This is a genomic window from Brucella pseudogrignonensis (assembly GCF_002252525.1).
GTDB lineage: Bacteria > Pseudomonadota > Alphaproteobacteria > Rhizobiales > Rhizobiaceae > Brucella > Brucella pseudogrignonensis.
In genome coordinates, this window is record NZ_NNRM01000041.1 from 1 (window position 1) to 25,266 (window position 25,266).

The window sequence follows — 25,266 nt, forward strand, 5'->3', positions numbered from 1 at the left end:
TTTCCACAGACAAAACCAGACAACTTTACCAAACATTAAGCAACCAAACCAGCATGATTCCAAACCAAAAACACAAAGGGCGCTAAATGCGATATTTTTGAACGGCATCAAGCTCTGGTAAATTGACGAACAAGCTCTGGATCCTGCTCCAAACTATCTAGCCAGCCTGTATCGAGCTTAGGAACAGACGACAACAAGAGTCTTGAATAAGGATGGCTCGCCTCCCCGCCCATCATATCCGGGCGCAGCTGTTCCACCTTTCTGCCTCCATACATGACGATGACTTCATCACAAATTGCGCGCACGGTGGAGAGATCGTGGCTGATAAAGAGATATGAAAGGGACAGCTCCCGCTGCAACTCCTTCAAAAGTTCAATGATCGCCGCAGCAACGACCGTATCCAGAGCCGATGTGATTTCATCACATATTATCATCTTAGGATCGGCGGCCAAAGCTCGCGCCAGATTAATGCGTTGCTTCTGACCGCCTGATAACTCGCCGGGCCTTCGATAACGCATGTTGCGCGGAATACGCACCATATCGAGCAACTGGTCGATTCTGGTGTCCCGACTTTTGCTATCCATGCCGTGATAGAAAATCAGGGGGCGAGCCAGAATATCAGCGATAGATTTGGCTGGATTCAGTGCCGTATCTGCAAACTGAAAAACAATCTGCAATTCGCGTAATTGATCGCGACTGCGGCGGCGCAGATCGCTCGGCATTTCCGCGCCTTCAAACAGAATCTTACCTCGCGCGGCAGGCAGAATACCCGCGATGACACGAGCGAGCGTTGACTTACCGCAACCCGACTCGCCAATAATGCCTAGGTTTTGCCCACGCTGAAGTTCAAAACTGACATTTTCGACCGCGATCATCGCCGGTTCACCGGTCGAGCCCACGATACCATAGCCAGCAAGCACATTCTGTACCGTCAATAGTGGCGAGGGGTTCTCTTCTTCGGCAATTTTAGGGTTCGCGTGAGTGTTTGGCTCGAAAGCTGCAAGAAGCTCTTTTGTGTATGAGTGCTGCGGATTATGCAGAATCTCCTCAGTGGTGCCGACCTCCTGTATCTCGCCACCTTTCAGCACCACAATGCGATCCGCGATTTGGGCTACAACAGCAAGATCGTGAGAAACATAAACGCCTGCTATGCGATTCTTCTTCATTACCGATTTGAAAGCCCGCAAAACTTCAATCTGTGTCGTGACATCGAGTGCGGTCGTTGGCTCATCGAAGATTACCAGCTTCGGATCACTAATAAGGGCCATTGCAGCAGAAAGCCGCTGCAATTGCCCGCCCGACACCTGATGCGGATAACGATCTCCGATTGTTTCGGGATTTGGCAAGGCAAGCGCTTTGAACAGCTCTACAGCCTTTTTGCGCGCCTCCTCCTTCGACATCAGTTTGTGGATCTTGGTCACCTCTATGACCTGATCCATGATACGGTGCGCGGGATTAAAAGATGCCGCCGCACTTTGCGGTACGTAGGAAACGTCCGTACCGCGCTTCTTCGAACGTTTACGCTCCGATAGGGTGACAATATCCTGGCCGGCAACAGCAATGCTGCCATCCACGATCCGGCAGCCCGGACGCGTATAGCCCATCAAAGTTAGCGCTATCGTCGTCTTACCTGAACCACTCTCGCCGATAAGAGCGACTATCTCACCTTCTGCAATCTGAAAATTGACACCACGGATGATCTCAACGGTGCGACCAGAGTCGGTCTTTGCATTCACGCGAAGATTTTTGATCTCAACAAGATTGCTCATTCATTCGCTCCTGTCTCGGATCTTCTGCGGGAGATTATCAATCAGCAGATTAACGCTGATGGTCAGGCTGGCAATGGCAATCGAAGGAAACACCACTGCGGGAGCAGCAAACGAAAGTCCGCCGATGTTTTCTTTAACCAGCGCGCCCCAATCGGCGAATGGTGGCTGAACACCGAGGCCAAGAAAGGACATGCTCGACAAAAGCAAAACGATAAAGACAAAACGCAACCCGAAATCAGCGAGAACCGGTCCGATAATGCCCGGCAAAATCTCAGACCGAATGAGGTAGCCGATCTTTTCGCCCCGAGCTCGAGCAACAGTGACGTAATCCATAGTGTTGATGTTGATTGCCAGTGCACGCGCAAAACGATAGCTGCCCGGCGTGTAAATGACGGCCATGATGATGATCAGGATCGGGATAGAAGAGCCAACACCTGCAACGATAACCAGCGCAAGAATTTTGCTTGGAATAGATGTAAGCGCGTCAAGAAAGCGGCTCAGTGCGGAATCAAACCATCCGCCAATAACCGCAGCACTCATTCCCAGCGTGACACCAAAGAAACAAGCCAAAAAGACAGCTGCGAGTGAAATGCCGACTGTAAACCGTGCACCATACAATATCCGCGAGAGCATATCGCGACCCAGATAATCCGTACCGAGAGGAAACTGCGCACTCATCGGTCCGAAAAAATCGAAATCAACGATTTCTCCTACCGGATGCGGTGCAATCCAAGGTGCCAGAATGGCTATGAGCGCCCAGCAAAGAATAATCAGGAACGAAATCACGCCAAGCAGATTGAACCGATAACCGAAGCGTGGAGACTTTGTTTTTCGCTGACTTGGAACGGAAACGGTCATAATTATCGCAGCCTCGGGTTTGAAATGATCGCAATAAGGTCCGCTATCGTAATGAGCAGAAGATAGCCAAAACAGAAGATCATCGCGCAGGTCTGAATAAGCGGCAGATCACGCGTTGCCACTGCATCAAGCATGAGCTTGGCAACGCCGGGATAATTGAAGATGGTTTCAACTATGATCACACCGCCAAGTAAGTAAGATAGCGAGAGCGCGACTGCATTGACGATTGGGCCCAGCGCATTTGGCAAGGCGTGGACGACCACCATACGAGTACGAGATGCACCTTTCAGTAGTGCCATCTCGACATAAGAAGTGTTGAGCGTCTCAAGAACAGCGGCACGCGTCATACGGATCATTTGCGCCGAAATGACAAAACTGAGCGTTATCACGGGCATTGCAAAGACTTTGAGAAGGCCGACGAAGGAAGTGACTTCGTTTGCCATCGACAATGCTGGCAGCCAACCCAAATAAACCGCAAATATGATTACGGCGATTGTTGCGACCATGAATTCCGGTACAGAGATGACTGAGATCGTGATGATCGAAACAATACGATCATAAATCGTGCCACGCATAATCGCAGCAGTAATACCGAGAAAGAGTGCAACAGGTACAGAAATCGCGGCCGTGACACCGGCAAGCTTCAGCGAATTGACCAGTCTGTTGCCGATCAGATCGGCTATCGGCACATTGTTGACATATGAGACACCAAGATCACCACGCAAGAGGTTTCCCAACCAGTAGATAAAGCGCAGAAACGCGGGCTGGTCCAAATTCATGGCATGGCGAAGCCCTGCAACCGCCTCAGGCGTTGCAGCCTGGCCGAGAAGAATTTCTGCTACATCGCCTGGGAGCATTGCCGTCGCAAAAAAGATCGTAAACGCAACGATGAGAAGCGTGACGACTGCAACAACAAGACGTTTGGCAATCAGATTCAGCAAAGGCGACTTCATGGTCATGCGCGGCCCCATTCTCGGGTGAAACAGTCGGTTCGGACAAAATCAATGTTTTGCCCGAACCGAACAAGCGAAATAACCTGATAAGGTATCAGGCTTCCAGCCAAGCATGTTCGGCGAAGGTGTAACCCATCATGCCACCAAGCGGATTTGGCTCAAGGCCATTCAACTTCGGCGAAATCGCATCGACGTTAGACATGAAGACCGGAATGACTGTTCCGGCTTCGTTGGAAATCATGGCCTGCATCTGACCATAAATCTCCTTACGCTTGGCTTCATCAAGAAGGCCGCGCGCTTCGAGCAACATGGAATCGAACTTTTCCGATTTGTACTGGCTTTCGTTCCACGGTGCGTCCGACTTATAGAGCAGCGAAAACAGGATATCCGGCGTAGGTCGGGCATTGATATTGCCGTAATGGACAGCATCCTTGAGCCAATGGTTCGACCAGTAGCCGTCCGAAGGAACGCGATCGATTGTGATCTTCTGGCCGATTGTCGATGCCGCCTGCTGCAGAACCATCGCATAATCAAGAGATGATGATGCTGCCTCGGCTGCAGTAATATGAATTTCCTGACCGAGAACGCCAGCCTTCTCAAGCAATGACTTTGCGCGCTCAGGATCGAACTCACGCTGCTTGAGTTCGGCATTAAAGTATTTGCTGGTATCCGGCACGGGATGGTCGTTTGCAATTTCAGCCAGTCCACGCAGAACTGACTTCTGAATGACCTCACGATTGGTGAGATATTTGAAAGCTTCTGCGACACCGGCCTTATCGCCAGGCGTCATGTCAAGACGAACATTGAGGTTGGTGTAGGTTCCGAGCTTCGAGATAAACAGCTTTGCAGCCGGATTGTTCTCAAGCACACGCAACGAACGTGGGTTAAGATTGGCACCAAGATGAATGTCGCCTGACAGAACCGCATTCATGCGGGCGCTTTCATCGGAGATCGCAAAGAATTCGAATGAGTCGAGATGTGGACCGCTATTCTTCCAATAGCTCTCATTGCGAGCAGCGATTGAACGCACACCGGGCTGAAATTCTTTGCAGACAAATGGACCTGTACCGTTCCCCTTGGAAAAGTCGGTCGTGCCGTTTGCCACGATCATGAAATGATGCATAGCAAGAATTGTAGGCAAATCAGCATTTGCGCTTTCCAGCACTATCTCTGCCGTGGTGTCGTCAACCTTTTTCACGCTAGTAATCTGCTTGGCAAGCGCATTCACTTTTGAGCCAACAGCCGGATCAAGATGACGTTGAAGCGAGAAAACGACGTCATCAGCGGTCAGTGACTTGCCGTCATGGAAAGTCACGCCTTTGCGAAGCTTGACGGTCCAAACCTTGGCGTCCGCACTTTCAACACTCTCGGCAAGTTCCATCTGTGTCTGACCGCTGCCATCAAGGAAGGTCAAGCGATTATAGAATGCGCAGCAGCGAACATAATCCGTTGCATTGGAAGCCTTGGCAGGATCGAGTGTATCGGTGGTTGAAGCGCTGAAGCCTGCAGCTTTGATGAAACCTCCTTTTACAGGGGTAGCAGCTACTGCAGAGGTCGCGCGGCCCAGGATAGTCGTTCCAGCAACAGCTGCCACACCACCCATCAACATCATCTGCAACAATTCACGCCGGGTTGCCCCGCGACGAATAGCATTCTCAATCATCCGGTCGTCGGAAGAAGTCCAGTTGGTAATCTTCTCGCTCATGGCAGTTCCCCTTGTTAATCGTTGCATCTGGTGCGCCGGTTTGTTTTCACCGGGTTCACCGCGTTTTCAGAATGTCAGTCGTTTCAAAACCTCATTGCAGTCTCAGCCGAACAATTCGTGGGCTCGAAGAATGGCTCCATGCACACCCGGTATCGGTTCAAAAATTTCAACTCGCCCCGATAGTTCGGCTTTTCATCTAGCCTTTGGTAGCTATGCCAGTGTGTTATGAAGATGTGGATCGATTGCACTGAATTGACGAAGAGCGGCAGCATAAAATTGCGAATCTTGTGCATATACGAAATTCCAGCCCATTCACTCAGGCTGCCATCCACAAAACCTATCCCCTCATCGCAGCTCTGACTTCTTCGTCAGCCAGCGTCTGGTCCAGCGTTTTGCGGGTACGCTCGATGATCGCATCAATGTCGTCGTCCGTGCAGCAAAGCGGCGGTGCGTAGCCCAGCACGCCGTTGGCAAAGGCGCGGATGACCAACCCATTATCCCATGCCCGATCAAATATGCGACGTGCAGGATCAGCCGCGGCTGGAAGCGGGGTTTTGTTTTCCTTGTCCACCACGAGTTCGATGGCAGCCAACATCCCCCGGCCACGCACATCACCGACCAGCGGATGATCGGCCAAAGACTGCAGACCTGCCATCAGGCGTTTGCCTGCCTTACGGCCGTTTTCAAGCAATCCATTCTCATAAAGACGTAGGCATTCTAGCCCAACGGCAGCGCTGACCGGATGTGCAGAATAGGTATAGCCATGACCAACTGCTGATTTACCAGCACCATCGGCAATCGTGTTGTAGACATGCTCAGACATGAAGACCGCACCCATCGGCACATAGCCTGAGGTCAATCCTTTGGCTGTTGTGATGAAATCCGGCACAACGTCATCTTCTGAACAGGCAAAAAGCGGACCCGTGCGGCCAAAACCCGTAATGACCTCGTCCGCGATGAACAGAACATCATACTGCTTGCAAAGTGCGTGCATAGCTTTGAGCCAGCCATTCGGCGGCACCAGAACGCCGCCCGAACCCTGAATGGGTTCGACATAAAATGCTGCCACCCGCTCAGCTCCAAGTTCCTCGATTTTTGCTCGAAGCGCCGCAACAGATGCATCGATGATTGCCTGTGGATCTGCACCGACCGGATTGCGATAAGCATAATGCGAAGGAATTTTGTGCTGCCAATCATAAGGCACGCCAAAACCTGCATGAAATGCCGGCAAAGCAGTCAGGCCTGAACCGGCAGTCGATGAGCCGTGATACCCATATTCGACAGATATGAACTGATCTTTCTGCGGCGTACCTTTCGCATGATAGTAATAACGCACGAAGCGGATTGTACTGTCGATGGCGTCCGAACCACCCAGTGTAAAATAAACATGATTGAGATCGCCCGGCGCGCGGTCGGCCAGTTCAGCAGCAAGGCGGATCGCCGGTTCAGAGCCAAGCCCAAAATAGCCAGTCGCATAGGGCAACTCTCGCAGCTGCTTCGTAGCGGCTTCTACAATACTATCCTGCCCATAGCCAACATTCACACACCAGAGCCCGGCAAAGCCATCAAGCAAAGTATGGCCAGACGCATCGGTAACTGTCGCACCTTTGCCAGACTTCAGAACGCGCACGCCAGATGCTTCATGACTGCGGTAAGATGAAACCGGATGCACCAAATGGGCGCGATCAAGTTCGATCAAGGAATTGCTCAGCATGATATTCTCCAAATCAACCGAAAGCCTGGTTCACAAGCGCATAAGTGCGGTATTCAGAACCGCTGTTTTCTTTCAAAGCCCGCACAGAGCGGCGCATGGCTATTCCGCCGCCTACGTGGACCAGTCCGCGTTCAGTCAGCCAGCCGCCAAGATTGGTTGCGATATTGGTGTCGACACGGACGAACTGATCCGCGTGCTGCGACAGCAGGAACTCGATGAGCTTCTTGGCCTCGCCATCAGTTTTAGCGACAACAGGACCGATAACCTGCCCACGACCAAAAGGGCGAATTGCAGCAAAGGCTAATATCTCTCTATCGAGGCGAATGACTGCGAACTTCGCCTTGTCTCGCAAAAGCTGCATAAGTGCTGTGCGATCATGACCAAACGCCTGATGGTCCAAGGTCACAATATGTGGAAATTCATCGTTCTTAGCCCAGGAAACATCGCTCGGGGCATCCACCTGTCGGGCTGCGCCCTGATGCTGGATTATCTCGCCTCTCGCAACAAACCCCAGCTTTTCATAAAGGGGGAGTCCATCCTGCGTCGCGATGAGAAGACAGTTGCGCCCTTGAGTAGCGTCAAGTGCTGCCTCCATTAGCTTGCGACCAAGCCCACGCCCGCGCATCGTCTCATCAACTATCACCATGTTGATGGTTGCAATGTCTTCATTCAAAGGTGTGGCCATCGCAGTGCCGACTACATATTCGCCCTCAAGGGCGACCACGCCGTTGCTCAGTGCAAGCACCATCGCCCAATCTTCAAGACGATGTGGCCAACCTGCCTGTTGGGACAGGACAACGGCACCATCTAGATGATCTGGCGTCATCGTTTTGAGAGTGATTTGAGATGCTGTCATTGTCACTTCCAGATAAAGTTCTTGATTGACCAAAGTTAGAACGCTGCACGCAGCAGTTCATCCCGACGAACATCCCAATGCCACGCGTTTCGACTTTCCTTTCATGCTCTCACCGCATCTTATGCCGCGGTGGGAGTTAATGGGGGAGCAGAACGCATTCTCATGGCATGTCGGAAACCTATCCAGCACAACTCTCTGCCAAAGCGCACGTCACATACGAAACAATCTGCTTTGCATGAGTGCGAATGCAGTGATTAGTCCATGCGTCGCTCATTATTATGTATGAGAACGGCACAGCAGTGCCCGCGAGGCTCGGAAGGATCAAACATGGCCCAGTTTAGACCAAAATACATAACCTTCGATTGCTACGGAACACTGACCAATTTCCAGATGGCTGAAGCTGCGCACGATCTTTATGGCGAACAGCTGAAAACAGAGCAAATGCAGCAATTTATCAAAAACTTTGCAGCTTATCGGCTTGATGAAATACTTGGCGACTGGAAGCCTTATAACGAAGTCGTTCACAACGCTGTTGAGCGCACTTGCAAAAAGAACAATGTCACCTTCAAAGCGGAAGACGCGCGCAAGATCTACGAGCGTGTTCCAACCTGGGGCCCGCATCCAGACGTTCCAGCCGGTCTCTCCAAGGTCGCCAAGGAAATTCCACTCGTCATTCTTTCAAACGCTATGAACGAGCAGATCTATAACAATGTCGAAAAGTTGGGGGCGCCATTCCACGCCGTCTACACAGCCCAACAGGCGCAGGCTTACAAGCCTCGTTTCAAGGCGTTCGAATACATGCTCGATCAGCTTAATGCGAACCCGGAAGACATTCTGCATGTCTCGTCATCGTTCCGCTACGACCTGATGTCTGCACATGATCTCGGCATTAAAAACAAGGTCTGGGTCAATCGCGGTCATGAACCTGCAAATCCTTATTACGGCTATACCGAAATCAAGGATATTTCCGGCCTTGCTGGCGTCGTGGGGCTTTAATCAGGAAAAGCAAGATGCAATTCAAACCCTACTGGCACGACACGACGCCGCCTTTTACAGCTGCGGAAAAGACCCCACCGGAAGGGCACTTTGATGTTGTCATCATCGGCGGGGGCTTTACTGGACTGTCGGCTGCATTGCATCTTGCCAAAGCAGGCAGCCGCGTGGCTGTCTTCGAGACAGGCCTCGTTGGCTCCGGCGCATCGGGGCGCAATGGGGGACACCTCAATAACGGTCTTGCACACAGCTTCATCGCTGCAAAACAACACCTTGGCGCAGAACGTGCCAAAGCTCTCTATAAAGCCTTTGACGATTCCGTTGATACGATTGAACGGATAGTGACAGAGGAAAATATCGACTGCGCGTTCCGCCGTGCGGGCAAACTGAAACTGGCTTCAAAACCATCTCATTTCGATGGCCTTGCCCGCAATTTTGAAGCCATCCATGCAGAAATCGACACTGACACCGCCTTGCTGCATCGCGACCAGTTATCGGGAGAAGTCGGCTCTCATGATTTTCATGGTGCCATGCTCTCCAAGAAAAGCGCCATGATGCATATGGGACGTTACGTGACCGGTTTGGCGACGGCAGCAACGCGTCACGGTGCGGTTGTCTATGAAAACACTGCTGTTACCGAGCACAAAAAAATCGGTACGAAACACCAGATCGTTACATCGCGCGGCACGGTGACTACCGACAATATTATTCTGGCAACCGGAGCCTATACACCGAACAGCTTCTCCTATTTCCGCAAGCGTATAATCCCGGTAGGTAGCTTCATCATTGCAACCCGGCCGCTGACAGAGAGCGAAATTGCCGCGACCATGCCCGGCAACCGCACCTATGTGACTTCCATGAACATCGGCAATTATTTCCGTCTTGCACCGGACAATCGTATGATCTTTGGTGGTCGCGCACGCTTCTCAACTACTTCCGATCAGCGCTCAGACAGCAAAAGCGGTGCAATTTTGCGCGAAAGTCTCGTCAAGATTTTCCCGCATCTCGCCAGTGTGGAAATTGATTATTGCTGGGGCGGACTTGTCGATATGACACAGGATCGCTACCCGCGGGCAGGTTTTGCAGATGGTGTCTGGTATGCGATGGGCTATTCCGGCCACGGCGCACAGATGTCTACCCAGATGGGTATTTATTTGGCCGATGCAATCCTTGGACGGGGTGACAAGAACCCTATTTCCGACCTCGAATGGCCAACCATTCCAGGCTACTCCGGCAAGCCATGGTTTCTACCATTGGTCGGCTTTTATTATAAAATGCTCGATAAGTTTCAGTAACTTGAGGAGCAAAAAGGGCGGTTAAACCGCCCTTTTTGCTTGTTCAAAGTCCACCGACATGCAGCGTTTTAACTTCCAGATATTCCTCGATACCGAGCCTTGATCCTTCACGGCCCAGTCCAGATTGTTTAACACCGCCAAACGGCGCAACTTCAGTCGAAATCAGGCCCGTGTTCAAGCCAACCATGCCGAACTCCAGCGCTTCCGCGACACGCCATGAGCGTTTTAGGTTCTCTGTAAAGAAATAAGCTGCCAGCCCAAATGGCGTTCCATTGGCAATTTCAATCGCTTCGTCTTCCGTCTCAAAACGGAAAAGCGGCGCTACAGGCCCGAAGGTTTCTTCCGATGCAAGCAGCATATCTGTAGTCGCGTCACCCAGCACAATCGGACGTGCATATTGACGACCTTCCGGTATGCTTTCGCTTTGTCCAAGAATTTTTGCACCGCGTCCAAGAGCATCACTCACATGGCGTTCAATCTTTTCAATCGCCGCGTGATTGATCATCGGCCCAATCGCAACACCATCTTCCGTGCCAACACCAACTTTCATTTTGGCAACGCGAGCAGAGAGCTTGGCAGCGAACGCTTCATAAATGCCAGCCTGTACCAGAATACGGTTGGAACAGACGCATGTTTGACCTCCGTTGCGGAATTTGGAAGCAATCGCACCTTCTACTGCTTGGTCAAGATCAGCATCGTCAAACACAATGAACGGTGCATTGCCGCCCAGTTCAAGACTCAACCGCTTGATGCTGTCAGCAGCCCCCTTCATCAGCAGCGAACCAACACGCGTGGAACCGGTAAAAGAAATCTTGCGTACAGTTTCATTGGCCATCAGCTCATTGCCAATTTCTGTCGGCATACCAGTGACAATATTGATAACGCCAGCAGGTATCCCTGCCCTTTCGGCCAAGACGCCGAGTGCAAGGGCCGAAAACGGCGTAAACTCCGACGGCTTGATGACAACTGTGCAACCGGCAGCCAGTGCCGGAGCAACCTTGCGGGTGATCATTGCATTGGGGAAATTCCACGGTGTAATGATCGCGCAAACGCCGACAGCTTCTTTCAGCACCAGAATACGTCGGCCTGCCGTTGGTGAAGGAATGCTACCACCATCAATACGACGCGCTTCTTCGGCGAACCATTTGACGAAAGATGCGCCGTAGCGAATTTCGCCGAGTGCTTCGTTAAGCGGCTTGCCCTGCTCCAGTGTCAGCAAAAGAGCTAGATCCTGCTCGTGCTCGATCATCAGCGCAAACCAGCGTTCGAGCAGTGCTGCACGTTCGGCGTGAGTTTTCTTTTTCCAAAGTTTGAAAGCTTCCGCCGCAGCATCAATCGCCGCGCGGGTTTCCTTGCCGCTCATGTCGGGGATCGTGCCCAGGGTGCTGAGGCTTGCAGGATTGGTCACATCGACCGTCGCGCCAGAGGCTGCATCTTGCCAGACGCCACCAATAAGAGCTTGTTGGCGGAAAAGCGCCTGATCGTTCAACGTGTGCATGACTACCTCTTTATGCCAGAGCTGTGAGCACGGCCTGCGTGATCGCATCCGTCTTGTCTTTACCCGCAACGGTTCCGACACCCTGAGCCGTTGCCGTTTCAATTGCCGTCATCACATCCTTCGCAGCCTGATGCTCGCCAAGATGCTCCAGCATCATCGCTCCAGACCAGATGGCGGCAATCGGATTGGCAATGCCAAGATGTGCAATGTCAGGTGCAGAACCATGAACCGGCTCAAACATTGAAGGTGCGGTGCGATCAGGATTAATGTTTGCAGACGCCGCGTAACCAAGACCGCCTTGAATTGCAGCTCCCAGATCGGTCAGGATATCGCCGAAAAGATTTGAAGCCACGATCACATCGAGGCTTTCCGGCGCCATCACCATACGAGCAGCCATCGCGTCAATATGATAATGCGAGACTTCGACATCCGGATATTCTTTGGCAACATCCTTTGTCACTTCATCCCAGAAAACCATCGAATATTTCTGAGCATTGGACTTTGTCACTGACGCCAGCTTCTTGCGGCGGAGACGTGCCTGCTCAAAGCCAAAGCGGATAATGCGCTCAACGCCTGTGCGTGTGAAAATTGCAGTTTCGACTGCCACTTCATCTTTCGTACCCGAATGCACACGTCCACCAGCGCCCGAATATTCGCCTTCCGTGTTTTCACGAATGCAAAGAATGTCAAAGCCTTCAGAACGCAGTGGGCCTGTCACTCCCGGCAACAAGCGGTGTGGACGAATATTGGCATATTGCACAAATGCTTTACGGATCGGCAGCAGCAGTCCGTGCAGCGAAACAGAATCCGGCACTTCCGCAGGCCAGCCAACGGCACCGAGATAAATCGCATCAAACTTACGCAGCATCTCGATACCATCTGCTGGCATCATTACGCCGGTTTCACGATAATATTCGCAAGACCAAGGGAAACTTGTGCCTTCAAGCGTAAAATCATAGCGCTTGGCAGCAAGCTGTATGACCCGCCATGCAGCATCGGTCACGCTTTTGCCGATACCATCGCCAGGAATTAGCGCAATCGAATAAGTTTTCACTGATAGCTCCCTCAAAGATCAAAAGCCGGGCAGGCTCTGGGCTGCACTTTACTGCCCGACGCCTAAAGCGTCGGGCATGTATTCGGACCGGAACAACTTATTCGTAAACGCACAAGTAAATTTTGCGAACGGTTTCAATTGTGCGCCACACACCCACAAAGCCTGGTTTCATCACGAAGCTGTCGCCAGCGCGATAGGTTTTAGTCTCGCCGTCCTTTTCTTCAATTTCAACGAGACCAGACAGGATGTGGCAGAACTCTAACGTCGTGCCCTTGATCGAATGCGTTTCACCCGGCGTGGCTTCCCAAATGCCGGTCAGAACCTTGTCATCCTTTGATGCGTCCTGCGCCCAGGTTTTAAAAGAAGGATCGCCGGAAATCAGACGATCTGATGTAGGCAGTGCTTCTTTTGGTGCGAAATCTGGGTTTGGATCAATGGTTATCAGAAGCGACATGTCATTCCCTTTGAAGTTAATAGCCGAGAGTTTGATCGATCAGGCCGATCATGTTTTCTCCGGCACGATGACGCCGGATATTTTCGATTACGGATCTTGCGGCCGTCTCGGGTTGAGTAACTGAAGCGATATGCGGAGTGATAAGCACTTTGGGATGCGACCAGAGGGGGTGTCCGATCGGAAGAGGCTCAGGATCGGTCACGTCCATCATGGCGGCTGAGAGCTGCCCACTATCGAGCGCATCAATAAGCGCTTGCGAGTCCAGCTGTGGACCGCGACCAGTATGAAGCAGGCGAGCACCCTTGGGTAAAAGGGCGAAGAGATCGGCGTTCAGAATACCCTGCGTTTCATTGGTCAGTGGCAAAAGGCAAATCAGAATATCGGTCTGACGGAGAAAACGCGCAAACTGATCCTCGCCGTGAAAGCACTCGACACCCTCGATTTCCTTTCTGCTGCGGCTCCAGCCCGCGAGAGGAAATTGAAATGGCTTCAGACGCTCAATGGCTGCTTGTGCCAACATACCAAGCCCCAAGAACCCGACCCTGCGTTCCTGCACCTGCGGCACTGCGAGCGCACGCCATAGATGGCGTTCCTGTTGTTCGCGATATGCGATGATGTCCCGATGCAAGGTCAGCACACCAAGTGCAACATATTCCTGCATCATGCGAACAATGCCCTCCTCGACCATGCGGACAAGCTTCACATGGTCGGGGACGCTGCCGGGTTTGAATTGATCGACCCCAGCGCCAATTGAAAAGAGAACTTCAAGATTGGAATAACAAGCGATATCGTCCGGGGCCACCCAACTAATCAAGTACCTTACGGTGTCAGGGTCCACGTCATCGCCCGCCTGATAGAACGACACATCGGGTAAGGCGCGTGCAAAAGCCTCTCGAAACACGACACCGCGCGCAGCATCTGAATTAAAGAGAAATGCCATGAAACTCTGCCGCCAATTCGTGTTTAGATAGTTGGGACGCGCCGAGGGAGGTCATCGACAACACATCATGACCATCTCCCCGGCGCGCGTAGGTTCTACGCAGCCTTTGGGATTGCTATCAGCATAAATATCGCGGGCAGCGTTCCGTGCCGAATAAGCCCCAGCTTCAAACAAAGATTGCGAATTCGGATAGCCAGGAAGCAAATCATGCCGACCGCTCTGTGAGATCATGCGGCAAAATACGCCTGCCAAACCAATTGCTTTCATTGGCAGGATCAAAAACACTGCATGATTGCAGGCTTGGGTCGTAGGGTAGGAAGCGGATTAGCTGATATGCAGAACTCAGTGCAACTGAAATCATTCGAATTGAGCGCACGCGATATTCAAGAAGTCGACATCAGTCTGCTCCACGGCCTGTCGATGGGCGTTCGATGGCCCCATCGGCCAAATGACTGGGAACTGCTTTTGAAATCCGGTGAAGGTCTCGTGGCCGTCGATGGGATCGGACGTGTATTTGGTAGTGCCATGTGGTTTCCGTATGGCGATAATTTTGCCACGGTCGGCATGGTTATCACCTCTCCCCGTACTCAGGCTCAGGGCAACGGACGTTGGTTGATGGAGCAAATCTTAGAACGCTGCAGTGGCCGCAATCTGAGCCTTAATGCCACCCATGCGGCTTACAGTCTCTATATCTCTATGGGCTTTATGAACGAAGCGACTGTCTATCAATGTCAGGGTGAAGTCGCGCTGGTGCTTCCACCATTACCGCCCCTTGAAGGAGAGCTCCTTTCGCTTTCAGCTTCGGAGCTGCAAGCAATCGCCCGGCTGGATGCAAATGCATTTGGCACTGATCGCACTCACCTGCTTCAATTGATCTCTGAAAAAGCAGAAATCTATGGGTTGAAGCGCAATGGCCAACTCGTTGGTTATTCCTTCTGTCGGGAATTCGGACGCGGTAAAGTTATCGGACCTATCGTGGCAAGCAACGACCAGGATGCAATTCAACTGGCCGCGATCCACCTTCGAGAGCTTAAAGGTGAGTTTGCCCGCATCGACACTCGGGAGAAAGATGGCGCTTTTGCCGAGTATGTCGCCCAGTGTAGGCTTGGTGTATTCAGCACAGTCACGACAATGTCGAAGGGACAGCCATTCCTAAACAAGAAAGCTGATGCGCCTTGGATCTACGGCTTGTCTGCGCATGGATGGGGCTGAGCGGGTTCCCGATCAGCTTCAATAGACCCAAGATGCCAAGCGAGATCGGCAACATGGAACGCTCTGTCCGACTTCGAGCCTCCTGCGTTGGGTTTCCAAAACCTCTGAGGCGAGTACGGATAACACCAACAATAAATTTTCGCCTTTTACTCCAAATGAGATTATCGCCCAAATCCTCAGCAAAAAGCCGGTAAAGAACTCACTTGATTAAATACCAACTGGTTGGTATATTAACTCCGAGGAGAATGAGAATGGCGAGAACGCAGAACCCTTCAACGAAGCCGAGCCTGCTGGAAGCAGCACTCACCGTCATCCGGATGAAGGGCTATGCCGCTACGACAGTTGACGATATCTGCGCGGAGGCCGGTTTGTCGAAAGGTGCTTTCTTCCACCACTTTACCAGCAAGGAAGATTTGGCCGTCGCTGCAGCAAATTACTGGTCGGAGACGACCAGCGCTTTTTTTGCCGAAGCCCCCTATCACACGCCTACGGAACCATTGGACCGGGTTCTGGCTTATGTCGCGTTTCGCAAAGAACTGATCCAAGGCGAATTGCAAGAGTTTACCTGTCTTGTGGGCACAATGGCGCAAGAAACTTATGGTACAAACCCTGCCATCCAAAAAGCTTGCTGGGACAGCATCTCGGGTCATGCCGACACATTGATCGCAGATATAGAAGCCGCGATGACCCAACACGGTTTTAGTCACGGCTTCACTGCAGAAAGCCTGGCGCTTCATACACAGGGCGTCATTCAAGGTGCTTTCATTCTAGCGAAGGCGAGCGGCGATCCGCAGCGTGCCATCGAAAGCATCGACCACCTCTACCGATATCTGGAATTGTTGTTCAACCGAAAGACGGCCTGACAGGTCGTTCAGAAAAGGCCATGGGAGGAAACTATGCCTAGCACTATTCGTCTGCACCGCGTTATCGCCACCAAGCCCGAAAAGGTCTATCGCGCATTCGTCGAGCCGGACGCAATTGCGAGCTGGATACCGCCATACGGCTTTCTTTGCACCGTGCATGAAATGAACGCGAAGGTCGGTGGAGGCCATAAAATGTCGTTCCGCAACTTCACGACTGGCGAGTCGCATTCCTTCGGCGGAACTTATGTCGAGCTCGTACCGGGAGAACGCCTCGTCTACACCGACAGGTTCGACGATCCCAACCTGCCCGGTGAAATGAAGGTGACGATTGAGCTGAAAGCTGTGTCGGTCGGCACGGAAATCAATATTACGCAGGAAGGCGTTCCAGACATCATTCCGGCTGAGGCTTGCTATCTCGGCTGGCAGGATTCGCTCGATAAGCTGAGAAGACTGGTCGAACCCGAGATCAACCAGTAGCTCTTATTTTCAAGGGCCGAAAAGCACTGTGCCGCCGCATCCTTATCAAGATGCGACGGCACAGATATGTGAGCTAAGCTCCGATTATTCCCACTCGATCGTGCCTGGAGGCTTCGAGGTCACGTCATAGACCACGCGGTTGATGCCGCGTACTTCGTTGATGATGCGAGTTGCCGCATTGCCAAGGAAGTTCATGTCATAGTGGTAGAAATCGGCAGTCATGCCATCGACCGAAGTCACTGCGCGCAGCGCGCAGACGAATTCATAGGTGCGGCCATCGCCCATAACGCCTACGGTCTGGACCGGAAGCAGAACGGCGAATGCCTGCCAGATGGCATCGTAAAGACCAGCTTTGCGGATTTCATCAAGGTAAATCGCATCGGCTTCACGCAGGATTTCAAGTTTCTCGCGCGTGATGCCGCCTGGGCAGCGGATCGCGAGACCCGGACCCGGGAATGGATGACGGCCGATGAAGCTGTCCGGCAGGCCGAGTTCCTTGCCGAGCATACGCACTTCGTCCTTGAACAATTCGCGAAGCGGCTCGACCAGCTGCATTTTCATGCGCTCTGGAAGACCACCGACATTGTGGTGCGACTTGATCGTAACCGAAGGTCCGCCGGTAAAGGAAACGCTTTCGATGACGTCGGGATAGAGCGTACCCTGCACGAGGAAATCCGCGCCGCCGAGCTTCTTGGCTTCTTCTTCAAACACTTCAATGAAGAGACGGCCAATTGTCTTGCGCTTCTTTTCAGGATCGGTTTCGCCTTCCAGCTCGCCGATGAAACGATCAGCAGCATCAACGAGGATGAGCGGCAGATTGTAATGTTCGCGGAACATTTCAACGACCTGCGCAGCTTCGTTTTTGCGCATCAGACCGTGATCGACCAGAATACAGGTCAGCTGATCGCCAATGGCTTCATGCGCCAGAAGGGCCGCAACGGAGGAATCGACGCCGCCGGAAAGCGCGCAGATAACCTTGCCGCTACCAACCTGCTTGCGGATCGCTTCGACAGCCTGTTCGCGGTAAGCGCCCATCGTCCAGCCTGGCTTTACGCCGACAATGCGATGAACGAAGTTTTGAAGAAGCTTTGCGCCATCTGGTGTGTGTACGACTTCCGGATGGAACTGCACGCCGTAATATTTGCGCTTTTCATCAGCGATCGCTGCAAATGGTGCGTTTGGCGAGGTCCCAATGATAGTGAAACCATCTGGCAGCGACGTTACGCGGTCGCCGTGGCTCATCCAAACCTGATGGCGTGTGCCCTTGGCCCAGATACCGTCAAACAGTGGGCTGTCCGACTGCACGTCGAGGAACGCACGACCGAACTCGCGATCATGGCCGCTTTCGACCTTGCCACCCAGCTGGGCGCACATGGTCTGTTCGCCGTAGCAGATACCGAGAACAGGAATGCCTGCGTCAAATACAGACTGTGGAGCACGCGGCGATCCGATATCGGTCGTCGAGTGCGGGCTACCCGAAAGGATAACGCCCTTCGGTGCAAGCCTTTTGAAAGCCTCTTCCGCTGACTGGAAAGGGACGATTTCACAATAGACATTGGCTTCGCGCACGCGACGCGCAATCAGCTGCGTGACCTGGCTGCCAAAGTCGATGATAAGAATAGTGTCAGGATGTGCCGTGGTGCTCATGCGCAGCATCTAGATAAAAAGTGCCGGAAATGCAATGGACGAAGTGCCATGTTTCAACAATCGCGCATCGAAACAGCACCTATACTGACATATCCTTGTCAGGAAGTGTCAGCTCTCCTTCCAAAAGAGCCGCCTCCAATTGCTCAACGACACCAGCTATTTTTTCGTCAATGACATGGAGATACTCGGTCCAGTCACCGACATGGCGCAATTCGCGCGCACCATCGGATATGCCACGCAGGCCGATAAGCCCTACGCCGAATGTCTGGCAGACGCGCAAGCAGGCAAATGTTTCCATATCGACCATGTCAGCATCGATATCGTCATAGGCTTTGCCGGAAACGATATTCGCACCTGTTGAAAGCGTAGCTGTTGGCAAATTCGGCATCAGGCAAGGCAGCGCAATCGATTTTGGCAGATCAAGAAATGGCGTGCGACCTTTCTCAAATCCCAGTGGTGAAGCATCCATGTCACGATAGGCAACTGATGAGACCTGATAAACTTCTGTCTGTTCAAGCTTTGCTGATCCGGCAGAGCCGATAGAAATCACGAGATCAGGCAATTCGCCCTGCTGTTCCAGCACCGCCAGAACGCGCGTCAGATTGATCGAGGCTTCCACCGGCCCGACACCAATCATCAACGGCAAAAAAAGAGAACTTAAATACGGACCATATTCGGCTTCTGTAGCCATCACATACAGAAGACGTTTATCTGCAATCGTTCTGATCATCCCTGTAGCCCCTTGCGATCTTGAACAACCATCATTGTGCCTGTCATGGTCGCGATGAGACGCACTTCCGTGTCTGTGACAGCGAAAGCCTGTCCATCACTGACCATAATCGTTCGTCCGGGCTTGGTGACTTCGCCTCGGAACAGAAACCGATCACCTCTGCCTGGGGCGAGCAGATTGACCTTAAACTCGATTGTAAGCACCGCAGCCTCGGAAGGCATAAGGCTGAGTGCCGCATAACCGCAGGCCGAGTCCAGCGCTGCGGAAATGATACCTGCATGGAGAATGCCGTGCTGTTGTGTCAGCTCTTCCCGAAACGGCATCTCAACTTCTACAATACCGGGCTCGCAGCGGGTAAGCTCTGCACCGATCAACTTCATGGCTGCCTGTCGACCGAAACTTTCTTCGACACGCTCCTTAAAATCAGGCTCCGCAATTCTGTGCCCTGGCATAAAGCTCCCTGAAGTCAACCTCGTTTATGTAGAACACTCACATAAAACCCATCTGTGCCCGTTGACAATGGGGAAAATACACTACCTCGAGCCGGGAAAACAGGGGCAATGTCGCCAGCATCAGGAACAACGGCATTCCAGAGTTCGCGAGGTGAAGCTTCTTCGAAATTGCTGTTTTCAGCGAGGAAGCGCTCGACCTGCCTCGTATTCTCTTCCGCAAACAGTGAACAGGTTACATAGACCAGCCTTCCACCCGGCTTTACATAGTGTTTTGCGGCTTCCAGCACTTCATGCTGATCCTGCATACGACGTTCGAGCTGTTGATCGTTGAGACGCCATTTTGCGTCCGGCCTGCGCCGCCATGTACCTGAACCCGTGCACGGCGCATCGGTCAGCACGAGGTCCATGCGCTCGATCAGTGGTGCCAGCGCATCAAGATTGCCATGTATCTGCGTGTTGCGAACACCTGCACGCTGCAAGCGGTCGTTCATTGGCGAGAGGCGGACGCGCTCAGCATCGTAAGCATGGACCTGCCCGCTGTTCTGCATGGCTGCTGCCAGCGCCAGTGTCTTGCCACCAGCGCCCGCGCAATAATCCAGCACCTGTTCGCCGGGTTTCGCACCCGCAAACAAAGCAGCGAGCTGCGACCCCAGATCCTGCACTTCAAACCAGCCATCAAGGAATGACTGATCCGTCTGGACATTGGGATGACGGCCAAGCGCTTCGATGGGCGGAATACGCAACGCCTGATTAATCAGCGGAGCCTTCGCAACGCCTGCTTTTTCCAATGCTTCGATGACGGCTTCTGGTTTGGCCTTGAGCAGATTGACGCGCAGATCAACCGGCGGGCGTGTGGAAAGAGCCGCAGCTTCTTCCACCCAGCGCTCACCAAACAGCTCTTCAAACGAAGGCACGCACCATTCAGGCACATCTGCACGAACATAGGCAGGCGCATCTGCAACATCGCGGCTTTCCCAAGCCTCGCGGCGGGCTGCTTCAATCACTTCCGGCGCAAATTTATCGCCGTCAAGCGCAGCATCAATTGCAGCGAAATCCATGCCGCCTTCGGAGACCAGCGCGCCAAAGGCCAGCGCGCGTGCATCATCTGCATCCATGCGCCAGGCGATGGATAGTTTTCGACGCAACGCATCATAAACAATATTGCCTATGACGGCACGATCACCCGCACCGGCAAAGCGGTGCGATGCACCCCAATCCTTCAGTGCATCGGAAGCCGGGCGCTTGCCCGCTTCAATATCGTTCAAAATCTCGATTGCCGCCTGAAGGCGTCCGCCAAGCCGCATTGCTGCTCCTTCATATTTGTTAAGTCGGGCATAGCCTTCATTGATGGGAAAAGGCAATCGGCAATTAGACCGTGTAGCGTTTTAACTGACCTTTAAATCAGAATGTGATTCCTTAAACTGATCCAGTTTTAAGGATGATGTTCTGAATGCAAAAGCAAAAAGCCGGAACAACTGTCCCGGCTTTTTAGATTGAACACTCTAGCGCTTACTCGGCTGCGGCGGTTGACTCTTCTTCAAGAGCGATCGTATTGGCTTCATAGCCATGCGCCTTTTTGAGCGCCGCCCGTACACCCGCTTCATAATCCGGATGGATGAGCTTGAAGTGGCCCAGCTGACGTTCAACGATGAAGCCCGGAACACCCGTCATTGCAGCGGCAATGTTGGAGAACAGGCGCAGCTTCTGGCCATCATCGAACAGGTTGAACAAAGCACGCGGCTGCGAATAGTCATCATTACCAATGCGATGATTATAACGATCTGCATTGCCGGTAATGCGCAGCGGTGGTTCCTTGGCTGATGGCTGCTCAACCGGACCGTTGAACGAGTTCGGCTCGTAATACGCATCCGGGTTACCCGTTGCGATGCCGCCAAAAGTATTCATCTGACCATCGCGGTGATAGTGATGCACAGGGCATTTCGGCTGGTTTACCGGCATATTTTCATAATGCGTGCCGAGACGATGACGATGTGCATCAGCATAGGAGAACAGGCGAGCCTGCAACATCTTGTCCGGCGAATAGCTTATGCCCGGCACGATGTTCGACGGCGAGAATGCAGCGTTTTCGATCTCGGTGAAGTAGTTTTCCGCATTGCGGTTGAGTTCCATCACGCCAATATCGATTGGCGGATAGTCAGCATGTGGCCAGACCTTGGTGAGATCGAACGGATTGTAAGGCGTCTTGTCGGCGTCCAGTTCCGGCATAATTTGCACCTGAACCTTCCACTTCGGGAATTCGCCCTTATCGATGGACGTGAACAGATCTTCCTGCGTGGACTCACGCGTACGGCCGATCACATGCTCGGCTTCTTCATTCGTCCAATGCTTATGGCCCTGCAGGGTCTTGAAGTGGAACTTGACCCAGTAGCGCTCGCCCGCATCATTCCAGAAGGAATAGGTGTGCGAACCATAACCGTTGATGTGACGCACATCGGTTGGCAAACCGCGATCAGACATCAGGATTGTCACCTGATGCAGACTTTCTGGCGAAAGCGACCAGAAATCCCACATAGCCGTAGAAGAACGCAGATTAGTCTTGGGATGACGCTTCTGGGTGTGGATGAAATCCGGGAACTTCAGCGGATCTCGCACGAAGAAGACCGGCGTGTTGTTGCCGACCAGATCCCAGTTGCCTTCTTCGGTGTAGAATTTAAGCGCAAAGCCGCGAACATCGCGCTCGGCGTCAGCAGCACCCTGCTCACCAGCAACAGTTGAGAAGCGCGCCAGCATTGGCGTCTTCGCACCCGGCTGCAATGCCTTGGCTTTGGTATATTTCGAAATATCGCCAGTGATGGTCAGCGTGCCGAATGCACCCCAACCCTTGGCATGAACAACACGTTCCGGAATGCGTTCACGGTTCTGATGCGTCAGTTTTTCGATCAGCTGATAATCCTGCAGCAACACAGGACCGCGCTCACCGGCGGTAAGGGAATTCTGGTTATCCGGAATAGGCGCACCAGCGCTTGTGGTCAAAATCGGACGGTCTGCCATGGGAATTTCCCTCCTAAAATAAATTGGTCGATCCAGCATTCAGCCTGGCTTTTGGCATGAGCAGCCCCGCTGCATCACGCCCTAACTGGGTAACGAAGGCAGTTTAGACTTGTTCCAATAATAATCTCCAATTGCTTTTTGTGTTATTATTGATAGGATTTTCTTATCATGTTTACGATCAGACAAATGCGCTATTTCGATGCGCTCGCAAGCACCCTGCATTTTAGGAAAGCGGCTGAGCTGGCACATATTTCGCAACCTGCTCTCTCGGCACAGATTGCCGAAATGGAGGCTGTGGCGGGCGCGTCCCTATTTGAGCGCTCGCAACGTAAAGTCATTATGACGGAGCTTGGCCGCGAGTTGCTGCCCGGCATTCGGACCATTTTAAAAGAGCTTCATGCGCTTGAGGAAATTTCAGCGCAGAGCAAAGGGCTGCTGCAAACGCAATTGCGGCTGGGCATCATCCCGACAGTAGCGCCCTATCTGGTGCCGCATCTCATCCCACTATTGCGAGACCGCCACCCGTCATTTCGCCTGCAATTGCGTGAAAGCGTGACAGCCAAGCTTCTCGACGAGCTTCACGCGGGCGAGATTGACGCCATCGTCGCAGCCCTTCCGATCGTCGATGATCGCCTTGCACATCAGAAGCTTTTTGATGATCGCTTTCTGATTGCCACCTCCAGCAATGACCAGACGATCCTATCCTCGCCCATGACACAGGATAATGTGGCGCTCGACCGCTTGCTATTGCTTGAAGAAGGCCATTGTATGCGTGATCAGGCGCTGGCGGTTTGCTCGCTGCCACCACAGCGCCAGCTGGTCAAATACGGCGCGACCAGCATGACGACGCTTTTGCAAATGGTCAGCCATGGCATGGGTCTGACGCTGATCCCCGAAATTGCAGTGCGTGCTGAAGCGCGCAGCAACCATATGCGGATTGTGCCATTTGATGGTGAGCAGCCAAAACGCGAGATCGCCCTGTTCTGGCGTAGACAAAGCAAACGCCGCAAGGATTTTCAGGCGCTTGCTGATTGCATCATTGAAAGTGCGGACCATCTGCTCATTGACGATGCTGAACTTGCCACACTGGCATAAAAAGGCGGCCGTAAAGGCCGCCTTGATAAACCATTACATCCGGTATGATATTACATGCCGCCCGGATAGTTCGGGCTTTCACGTGTGATCGCTACACCATGCGAATGGCTTTCGCGCAGACCAGCATTGGAAATACGCACGAAGGTTGCCTTATCGCGGAATTCTTCCAGTGTCTTGGCACCAACATAGCCCATGGAAGCACGCAGGCCACCAGCGAGCTGGTGCAGAACTGCCGAGATCGGCCCCTTATAAGCGACCTGACCTTCGATGCCTTCAGGAACGAGCTTCAGCTCATCACGGACTTCAGCCTGGAAGTAACGGTCTGCCGAACCGCGTGCCATGGCGCCAACCGAGCCCATACCACGGTAGGATTTGAACGAACGACCCTGATGCAGATAAACTTCGCCCGGGCTTTCTTCCGTACCGGCCAGCAATGAGCCAGCCATTGCAGCAACTGCGCCAGCGGCCAGTGCCTTGGCGAAATCGCCGGAGAACTTGATACCACCATCTGCGATCACAGGAATGTTGTGCTTGTGTGCAGCTTCGACAGCCGACATGATCGCCGAGAGCTGTGGCACGCCAACGCCTGCAACAATGCGCGTCGTGCAGATCGAACCCGGTCCGATACCAACCTTGACCGCATCTGCACCGGCATCGATCAGCGCCTGCGTGCCGCCAGCGGTGGCAACATTGCCTGCCAGGATCGCGACATTTGGGTAAGCTTTCTTGATACGAGCAACGGCATCAAGAACACGCTGCGAATGACCATGAGCGGTATCGACCACGAGAAGATCAACGCCAGCATCGATCAGGCGTTCAGCACGTTCATAACCATCTTCGCCAACGCTCGTTGCAGCAGCAGCGCGCAAACGGCCCTGCGCGTCCTTCGCAGCATTTGGATTGAGCTGCGACTTTTCCATGTCCTTGACGGTAATCAGACCAACACAACGGCCCTTATCGTCAACGACCAGCAGCTTTTCGATGCGATGCGCATGAAGAAGACGCTTGGCTTCGTCCTGATTGACGTTTTCGCGAACCGTGATGAGATTCTCACGGGTCATCAATTCATAAATCTTCTGCGCCGGATCAGATGCGAAGCGCACATCGCGGTTGGTCAAAATACCAACGAGACGGCCCGGACCCTTGGTGGCGTTTTCAACGACAGGAATGCCGGAAATGCGATGCGCCTTCATAAGCGCCTGTGCATCGGCAAGCGTTGCGTCCGGTCCGATGGTGACAGGGTTCACAACCATACCGGATTCAAACTTCTTCACCTGACGGACTTCTTCAGCCTGACGTTCAGGGGTGAGATTGCGGTGAATAACACCAATACCGCCAGCCTGTGCCATTGCGATAGCAAGGCGCGATTCCGTGACCGTATCCATAGCGGCGGAAAGGAGTGGCAGGTTGAGTTCGATGTCTGCAGCAATGCGGGTGCGCAGATCAACCTGACCTGGCATCACTTCGGAATGGCCCGGCTGCAACAACACATCATCGAATGTGAGAGCGAGAGCGCCGGTGGGCGATTCCACGATTTTAGCCATTGCCAATTCCTTTGAATAAGAAAAGCCGCCTCTCCGGAATATGTTCGGGAGCAGCGACGTGTCTGGGTTACTAGGTTGAATTGGCACCGGCTGGTAACATGCTTATGACCAAATGGAAAGTCTTTTACTTACAAGTTTCAGTTAC

Annotated in this window: 22 protein-coding genes; 6 read left to right on the forward strand and 16 right to left on the reverse strand. The window is 52.8% G+C overall.

The annotated features are described in order from the left end of the window. Positions 1-107 precede the first annotated feature (107 nt). The 6 genes from CEV34_RS17850 to CEV34_RS17875 all read right to left on the reverse strand — a co-directional run bounded on the left by CEV34_RS17850 (position 108) and on the right by CEV34_RS17875 (position 7,855). Positions 108-1,769 carry an ABC transporter ATP-binding protein gene (locus tag CEV34_RS17850; RefSeq protein ID WP_094544204.1) on the reverse strand — a complete coding sequence of 554 codons (1,662 nt, stop codon included), beginning with the start codon at positions 1,767-1,769 and terminating at the stop codon, positions 108-110. Continuing rightward, positions 1,770-2,627 carry an ABC transporter permease gene (locus CEV34_RS17855; RefSeq protein ID WP_007878146.1) on the reverse strand — a complete coding sequence of 286 codons (858 nt, stop codon included), beginning with the start codon at positions 2,625-2,627 and terminating at the stop codon, positions 1,770-1,772. Between the two features lie 2 nt (positions 2,628-2,629). After that, the gene (locus CEV34_RS17860; protein ID WP_007878144.1) at positions 2,630-3,580 is read right to left on the reverse strand and encodes an ABC transporter permease; all 951 of its coding nucleotides are present in this window, start codon (positions 3,578-3,580) and stop codon (positions 2,630-2,632) included. A gap of 94 nt (positions 3,581-3,674) precedes the next feature. Beyond that, the gene (locus CEV34_RS17865; RefSeq protein ID WP_094544205.1) at positions 3,675-5,285 is read right to left on the reverse strand and encodes an ABC transporter substrate-binding protein; all 1,611 of its coding nucleotides are present in this window, start codon (positions 5,283-5,285) and stop codon (positions 3,675-3,677) included. Positions 5,286-5,622: 337 nt separating this feature from the next. Continuing rightward, the gene (locus CEV34_RS17870) at positions 5,623-6,999 is read right to left on the reverse strand and encodes an aspartate aminotransferase family protein (RefSeq protein ID WP_064321131.1); all 1,377 of its coding nucleotides are present in this window, start codon (positions 6,997-6,999) and stop codon (positions 5,623-5,625) included. Positions 7,000-7,012: 13 nt separating this feature from the next. Continuing rightward, positions 7,013-7,855 (reverse strand): GNAT family N-acetyltransferase, encoded by an 843-nt coding sequence (locus tag CEV34_RS17875; protein ID WP_039860521.1) that lies wholly within the window; start codon positions 7,853-7,855, stop codon positions 7,013-7,015. A gap of 327 nt (positions 7,856-8,182) precedes the next feature. Between CEV34_RS17875 and CEV34_RS17880 the strand changes: the two genes are divergently transcribed. Together CEV34_RS17880 and CEV34_RS17885 are read left to right on the forward strand one after the other, a co-directional pair. Next, a complete protein-coding gene (locus tag CEV34_RS17880) occupies positions 8,183-8,851 on the forward strand; it encodes a haloacid dehalogenase type II (protein ID WP_007878135.1) in 669 nt (222 codons plus the stop codon). A 14-nt stretch (positions 8,852-8,865) separates the two neighbouring features. Next, entirely contained in the window at positions 8,866-10,143 is a 1,278-nt protein-coding gene (locus tag CEV34_RS17885; RefSeq protein WP_007878133.1) for an NAD(P)/FAD-dependent oxidoreductase, read from the forward strand. A 43-nt stretch (positions 10,144-10,186) separates the two neighbouring features. On the opposite strand, the gene CEV34_RS17890 is transcribed toward CEV34_RS17885, so the two are convergent. The 4 genes from CEV34_RS17890 to CEV34_RS17905 all read right to left on the reverse strand — a co-directional run bounded on the left by CEV34_RS17890 (position 10,187) and on the right by CEV34_RS17905 (position 14,089). Further along, the gene (locus CEV34_RS17890) at positions 10,187-11,641 is read right to left on the reverse strand and encodes an NAD-dependent succinate-semialdehyde dehydrogenase (RefSeq protein ID WP_007878131.1); all 1,455 of its coding nucleotides are present in this window, start codon (positions 11,639-11,641) and stop codon (positions 10,187-10,189) included. 10 nt (positions 11,642-11,651) lie between these two features. Beyond that, the gene (locus CEV34_RS17895) at positions 11,652-12,695 is read right to left on the reverse strand and encodes a tartrate dehydrogenase (RefSeq protein ID WP_007878130.1); all 1,044 of its coding nucleotides are present in this window, start codon (positions 12,693-12,695) and stop codon (positions 11,652-11,654) included. Between the two features lie 97 nt (positions 12,696-12,792). Continuing rightward, positions 12,793-13,149: a cupin domain-containing protein gene (locus CEV34_RS17900; protein WP_007878129.1), complete on the reverse strand. Its 357-nt coding sequence runs from the start codon at positions 13,147-13,149 to the stop codon at positions 12,793-12,795. Positions 13,150-13,165: 16 nt separating this feature from the next. Then, complete coding sequence (locus CEV34_RS17905; protein ID WP_007878128.1) at positions 13,166-14,089, reverse strand: 2-hydroxyacid dehydrogenase; 924 nt, start codon at positions 14,087-14,089, stop codon at positions 13,166-13,168. A 333-nt stretch (positions 14,090-14,422) separates the two neighbouring features. Between CEV34_RS17905 and CEV34_RS17910 the strand changes: the two genes are divergently transcribed. The 3 genes from CEV34_RS17910 (at position 14,423) to CEV34_RS17920 (ending at position 16,641) form a co-directional block, all read left to right on the forward strand. Next, entirely contained in the window at positions 14,423-15,301 is an 879-nt protein-coding gene (locus tag CEV34_RS17910; protein WP_007878127.1) for a GNAT family N-acetyltransferase, read from the forward strand. A 251-nt stretch (positions 15,302-15,552) separates the two neighbouring features. Then, positions 15,553-16,164, forward strand: a complete 612-nt coding sequence (locus CEV34_RS17915) for a TetR/AcrR family transcriptional regulator (protein WP_007878124.1) — start codon at positions 15,553-15,555, stop codon at positions 16,162-16,164. Between the two features lie 33 nt (positions 16,165-16,197). Continuing rightward, positions 16,198-16,641, forward strand: a complete 444-nt coding sequence (locus tag CEV34_RS17920; RefSeq protein ID WP_007878121.1) for an SRPBCC family protein — start codon at positions 16,198-16,200, stop codon at positions 16,639-16,641. An 84-nt stretch (positions 16,642-16,725) separates the two neighbouring features. Here CEV34_RS17920 and guaA read toward each other — a convergent pair whose 3' ends face one another. From guaA to katA, 5 genes are all read right to left on the reverse strand, one after another. Then, positions 16,726-18,288: a glutamine-hydrolyzing GMP synthase gene (gene guaA, locus CEV34_RS17925; RefSeq protein WP_007878120.1), complete on the reverse strand. Its 1,563-nt coding sequence runs from the start codon at positions 18,286-18,288 to the stop codon at positions 16,726-16,728. A 79-nt stretch (positions 18,289-18,367) separates the two neighbouring features. After that, positions 18,368-19,018 carry a 5'-methylthioadenosine/S-adenosylhomocysteine nucleosidase gene (locus CEV34_RS17930; RefSeq protein ID WP_007878118.1) on the reverse strand — a complete coding sequence of 217 codons (651 nt, stop codon included), beginning with the start codon at positions 19,016-19,018 and terminating at the stop codon, positions 18,368-18,370. Then, entirely contained in the window at positions 19,015-19,470 is a 456-nt protein-coding gene (locus tag CEV34_RS17935) for a PaaI family thioesterase (RefSeq protein ID WP_007878116.1), read from the reverse strand. The genes CEV34_RS17930 and CEV34_RS17935 overlap by 4 nt, the downstream gene beginning before the upstream one ends. Before the next feature lie 14 nt (positions 19,471-19,484). Beyond that, positions 19,485-20,774 carry an RsmB/NOP family class I SAM-dependent RNA methyltransferase gene (locus CEV34_RS17940; RefSeq protein ID WP_094544206.1) on the reverse strand — a complete coding sequence of 430 codons (1,290 nt, stop codon included), beginning with the start codon at positions 20,772-20,774 and terminating at the stop codon, positions 19,485-19,487. Between the two features lie 205 nt (positions 20,775-20,979). After that, positions 20,980-22,482 carry a catalase KatA gene (gene katA, locus CEV34_RS17945; protein ID WP_007878112.1) on the reverse strand — a complete coding sequence of 501 codons (1,503 nt, stop codon included), beginning with the start codon at positions 22,480-22,482 and terminating at the stop codon, positions 20,980-20,982. Between the two features lie 168 nt (positions 22,483-22,650). On the opposite strand from katA, the gene CEV34_RS17950 reads away from it, so the two are divergent. After that, complete coding sequence (locus CEV34_RS17950) at positions 22,651-23,577, forward strand: hydrogen peroxide-inducible genes activator (RefSeq protein WP_094544207.1); 927 nt, start codon at positions 22,651-22,653, stop codon at positions 23,575-23,577. Positions 23,578-23,627: 50 nt separating this feature from the next. Here the strand turns inward: CEV34_RS17950 and guaB are convergent, their stop codons facing one another. Then, on the reverse strand, positions 23,628-25,121 hold the full coding sequence (guaB, locus tag CEV34_RS17955; RefSeq protein ID WP_007878106.1) for an IMP dehydrogenase: 1,494 nt from the start codon (positions 25,119-25,121) through the stop codon (positions 23,628-23,630). Positions 25,122-25,266: the final 145 nt, after the last annotated feature.

What these genes read in the sequence shown, in the direction of transcription:
- CEV34_RS17850 (WP_094544204.1), bottom strand. Translation starts at nt 1,769, where the DNA reads ATGAGCAATCTTGTTGAGATCAAAAATCTTCGCGTGAATGCAAAGACC.
- CEV34_RS17855 (WP_007878146.1), bottom strand. Translation starts at nt 2,627, where the DNA reads ATGACCGTTTCCGTTCCAAGTCAGCGAAAAACAAAGTCTCCACGCTTC.
- CEV34_RS17860 (WP_007878144.1), bottom strand. Translation starts at nt 3,580, where the DNA reads ATGAAGTCGCCTTTGCTGAATCTGATTGCCAAACGTCTTGTTGTTGCA.
- CEV34_RS17865 (WP_094544205.1), bottom strand. Translation starts at nt 5,285, where the DNA reads ATGAGCGAGAAGATTACCAACTGGACTTCTTCCGACGACCGGATGATT.
- CEV34_RS17870 (WP_064321131.1), bottom strand. Translation starts at nt 6,999, where the DNA reads ATGCTGAGCAATTCCTTGATCGAACTTGATCGCGCCCATTTGGTGCAT.
- CEV34_RS17875 (WP_039860521.1), bottom strand. Translation starts at nt 7,855, where the DNA reads ATGACAGCATCTCAAATCACTCTCAAAACGATGACGCCAGATCATCTA.
- CEV34_RS17880 (WP_007878135.1), top strand. Translation starts at nt 8,183, where the DNA reads ATGGCCCAGTTTAGACCAAAATACATAACCTTCGATTGCTACGGAACA.
- CEV34_RS17885 (WP_007878133.1), top strand. Translation starts at nt 8,866, where the DNA reads ATGCAATTCAAACCCTACTGGCACGACACGACGCCGCCTTTTACAGCT.
- CEV34_RS17890 (WP_007878131.1), bottom strand. Translation starts at nt 11,641, where the DNA reads ATGCACACGTTGAACGATCAGGCGCTTTTCCGCCAACAAGCTCTTATT.
- CEV34_RS17900 (WP_007878129.1), bottom strand. Translation starts at nt 13,149, where the DNA reads ATGTCGCTTCTGATAACCATTGATCCAAACCCAGATTTCGCACCAAAA.
- CEV34_RS17905 (WP_007878128.1), bottom strand. Translation starts at nt 14,089, where the DNA reads ATGGCATTTCTCTTTAATTCAGATGCTGCGCGCGGTGTCGTGTTTCGA.
- CEV34_RS17910 (WP_007878127.1), top strand. Translation starts at nt 14,423, where the DNA reads ATGCAGAACTCAGTGCAACTGAAATCATTCGAATTGAGCGCACGCGAT.
- CEV34_RS17915 (WP_007878124.1), top strand. Translation starts at nt 15,553, where the DNA reads ATGGCGAGAACGCAGAACCCTTCAACGAAGCCGAGCCTGCTGGAAGCA.
- CEV34_RS17920 (WP_007878121.1), top strand. Translation starts at nt 16,198, where the DNA reads ATGCCTAGCACTATTCGTCTGCACCGCGTTATCGCCACCAAGCCCGAA.
- guaA (WP_007878120.1), bottom strand. Translation starts at nt 18,288, where the DNA reads ATGAGCACCACGGCACATCCTGACACTATTCTTATCATCGACTTTGGC.
- CEV34_RS17930 (WP_007878118.1), bottom strand. Translation starts at nt 19,018, where the DNA reads ATGATCAGAACGATTGCAGATAAACGTCTTCTGTATGTGATGGCTACA.
- CEV34_RS17935 (WP_007878116.1), bottom strand. Translation starts at nt 19,470, where the DNA reads ATGCCAGGGCACAGAATTGCGGAGCCTGATTTTAAGGAGCGTGTCGAA.
- CEV34_RS17940 (WP_094544206.1), bottom strand. Translation starts at nt 20,774, where the DNA reads ATGCGGCTTGGCGGACGCCTTCAGGCGGCAATCGAGATTTTGAACGAT.
- katA (WP_007878112.1), bottom strand. Translation starts at nt 22,482, where the DNA reads ATGGCAGACCGTCCGATTTTGACCACAAGCGCTGGTGCGCCTATTCCG.
- CEV34_RS17950 (WP_094544207.1), top strand. Translation starts at nt 22,651, where the DNA reads ATGTTTACGATCAGACAAATGCGCTATTTCGATGCGCTCGCAAGCACC.
- guaB (WP_007878106.1), bottom strand. Translation starts at nt 25,121, where the DNA reads ATGGCTAAAATCGTGGAATCGCCCACCGGCGCTCTCGCTCTCACATTC.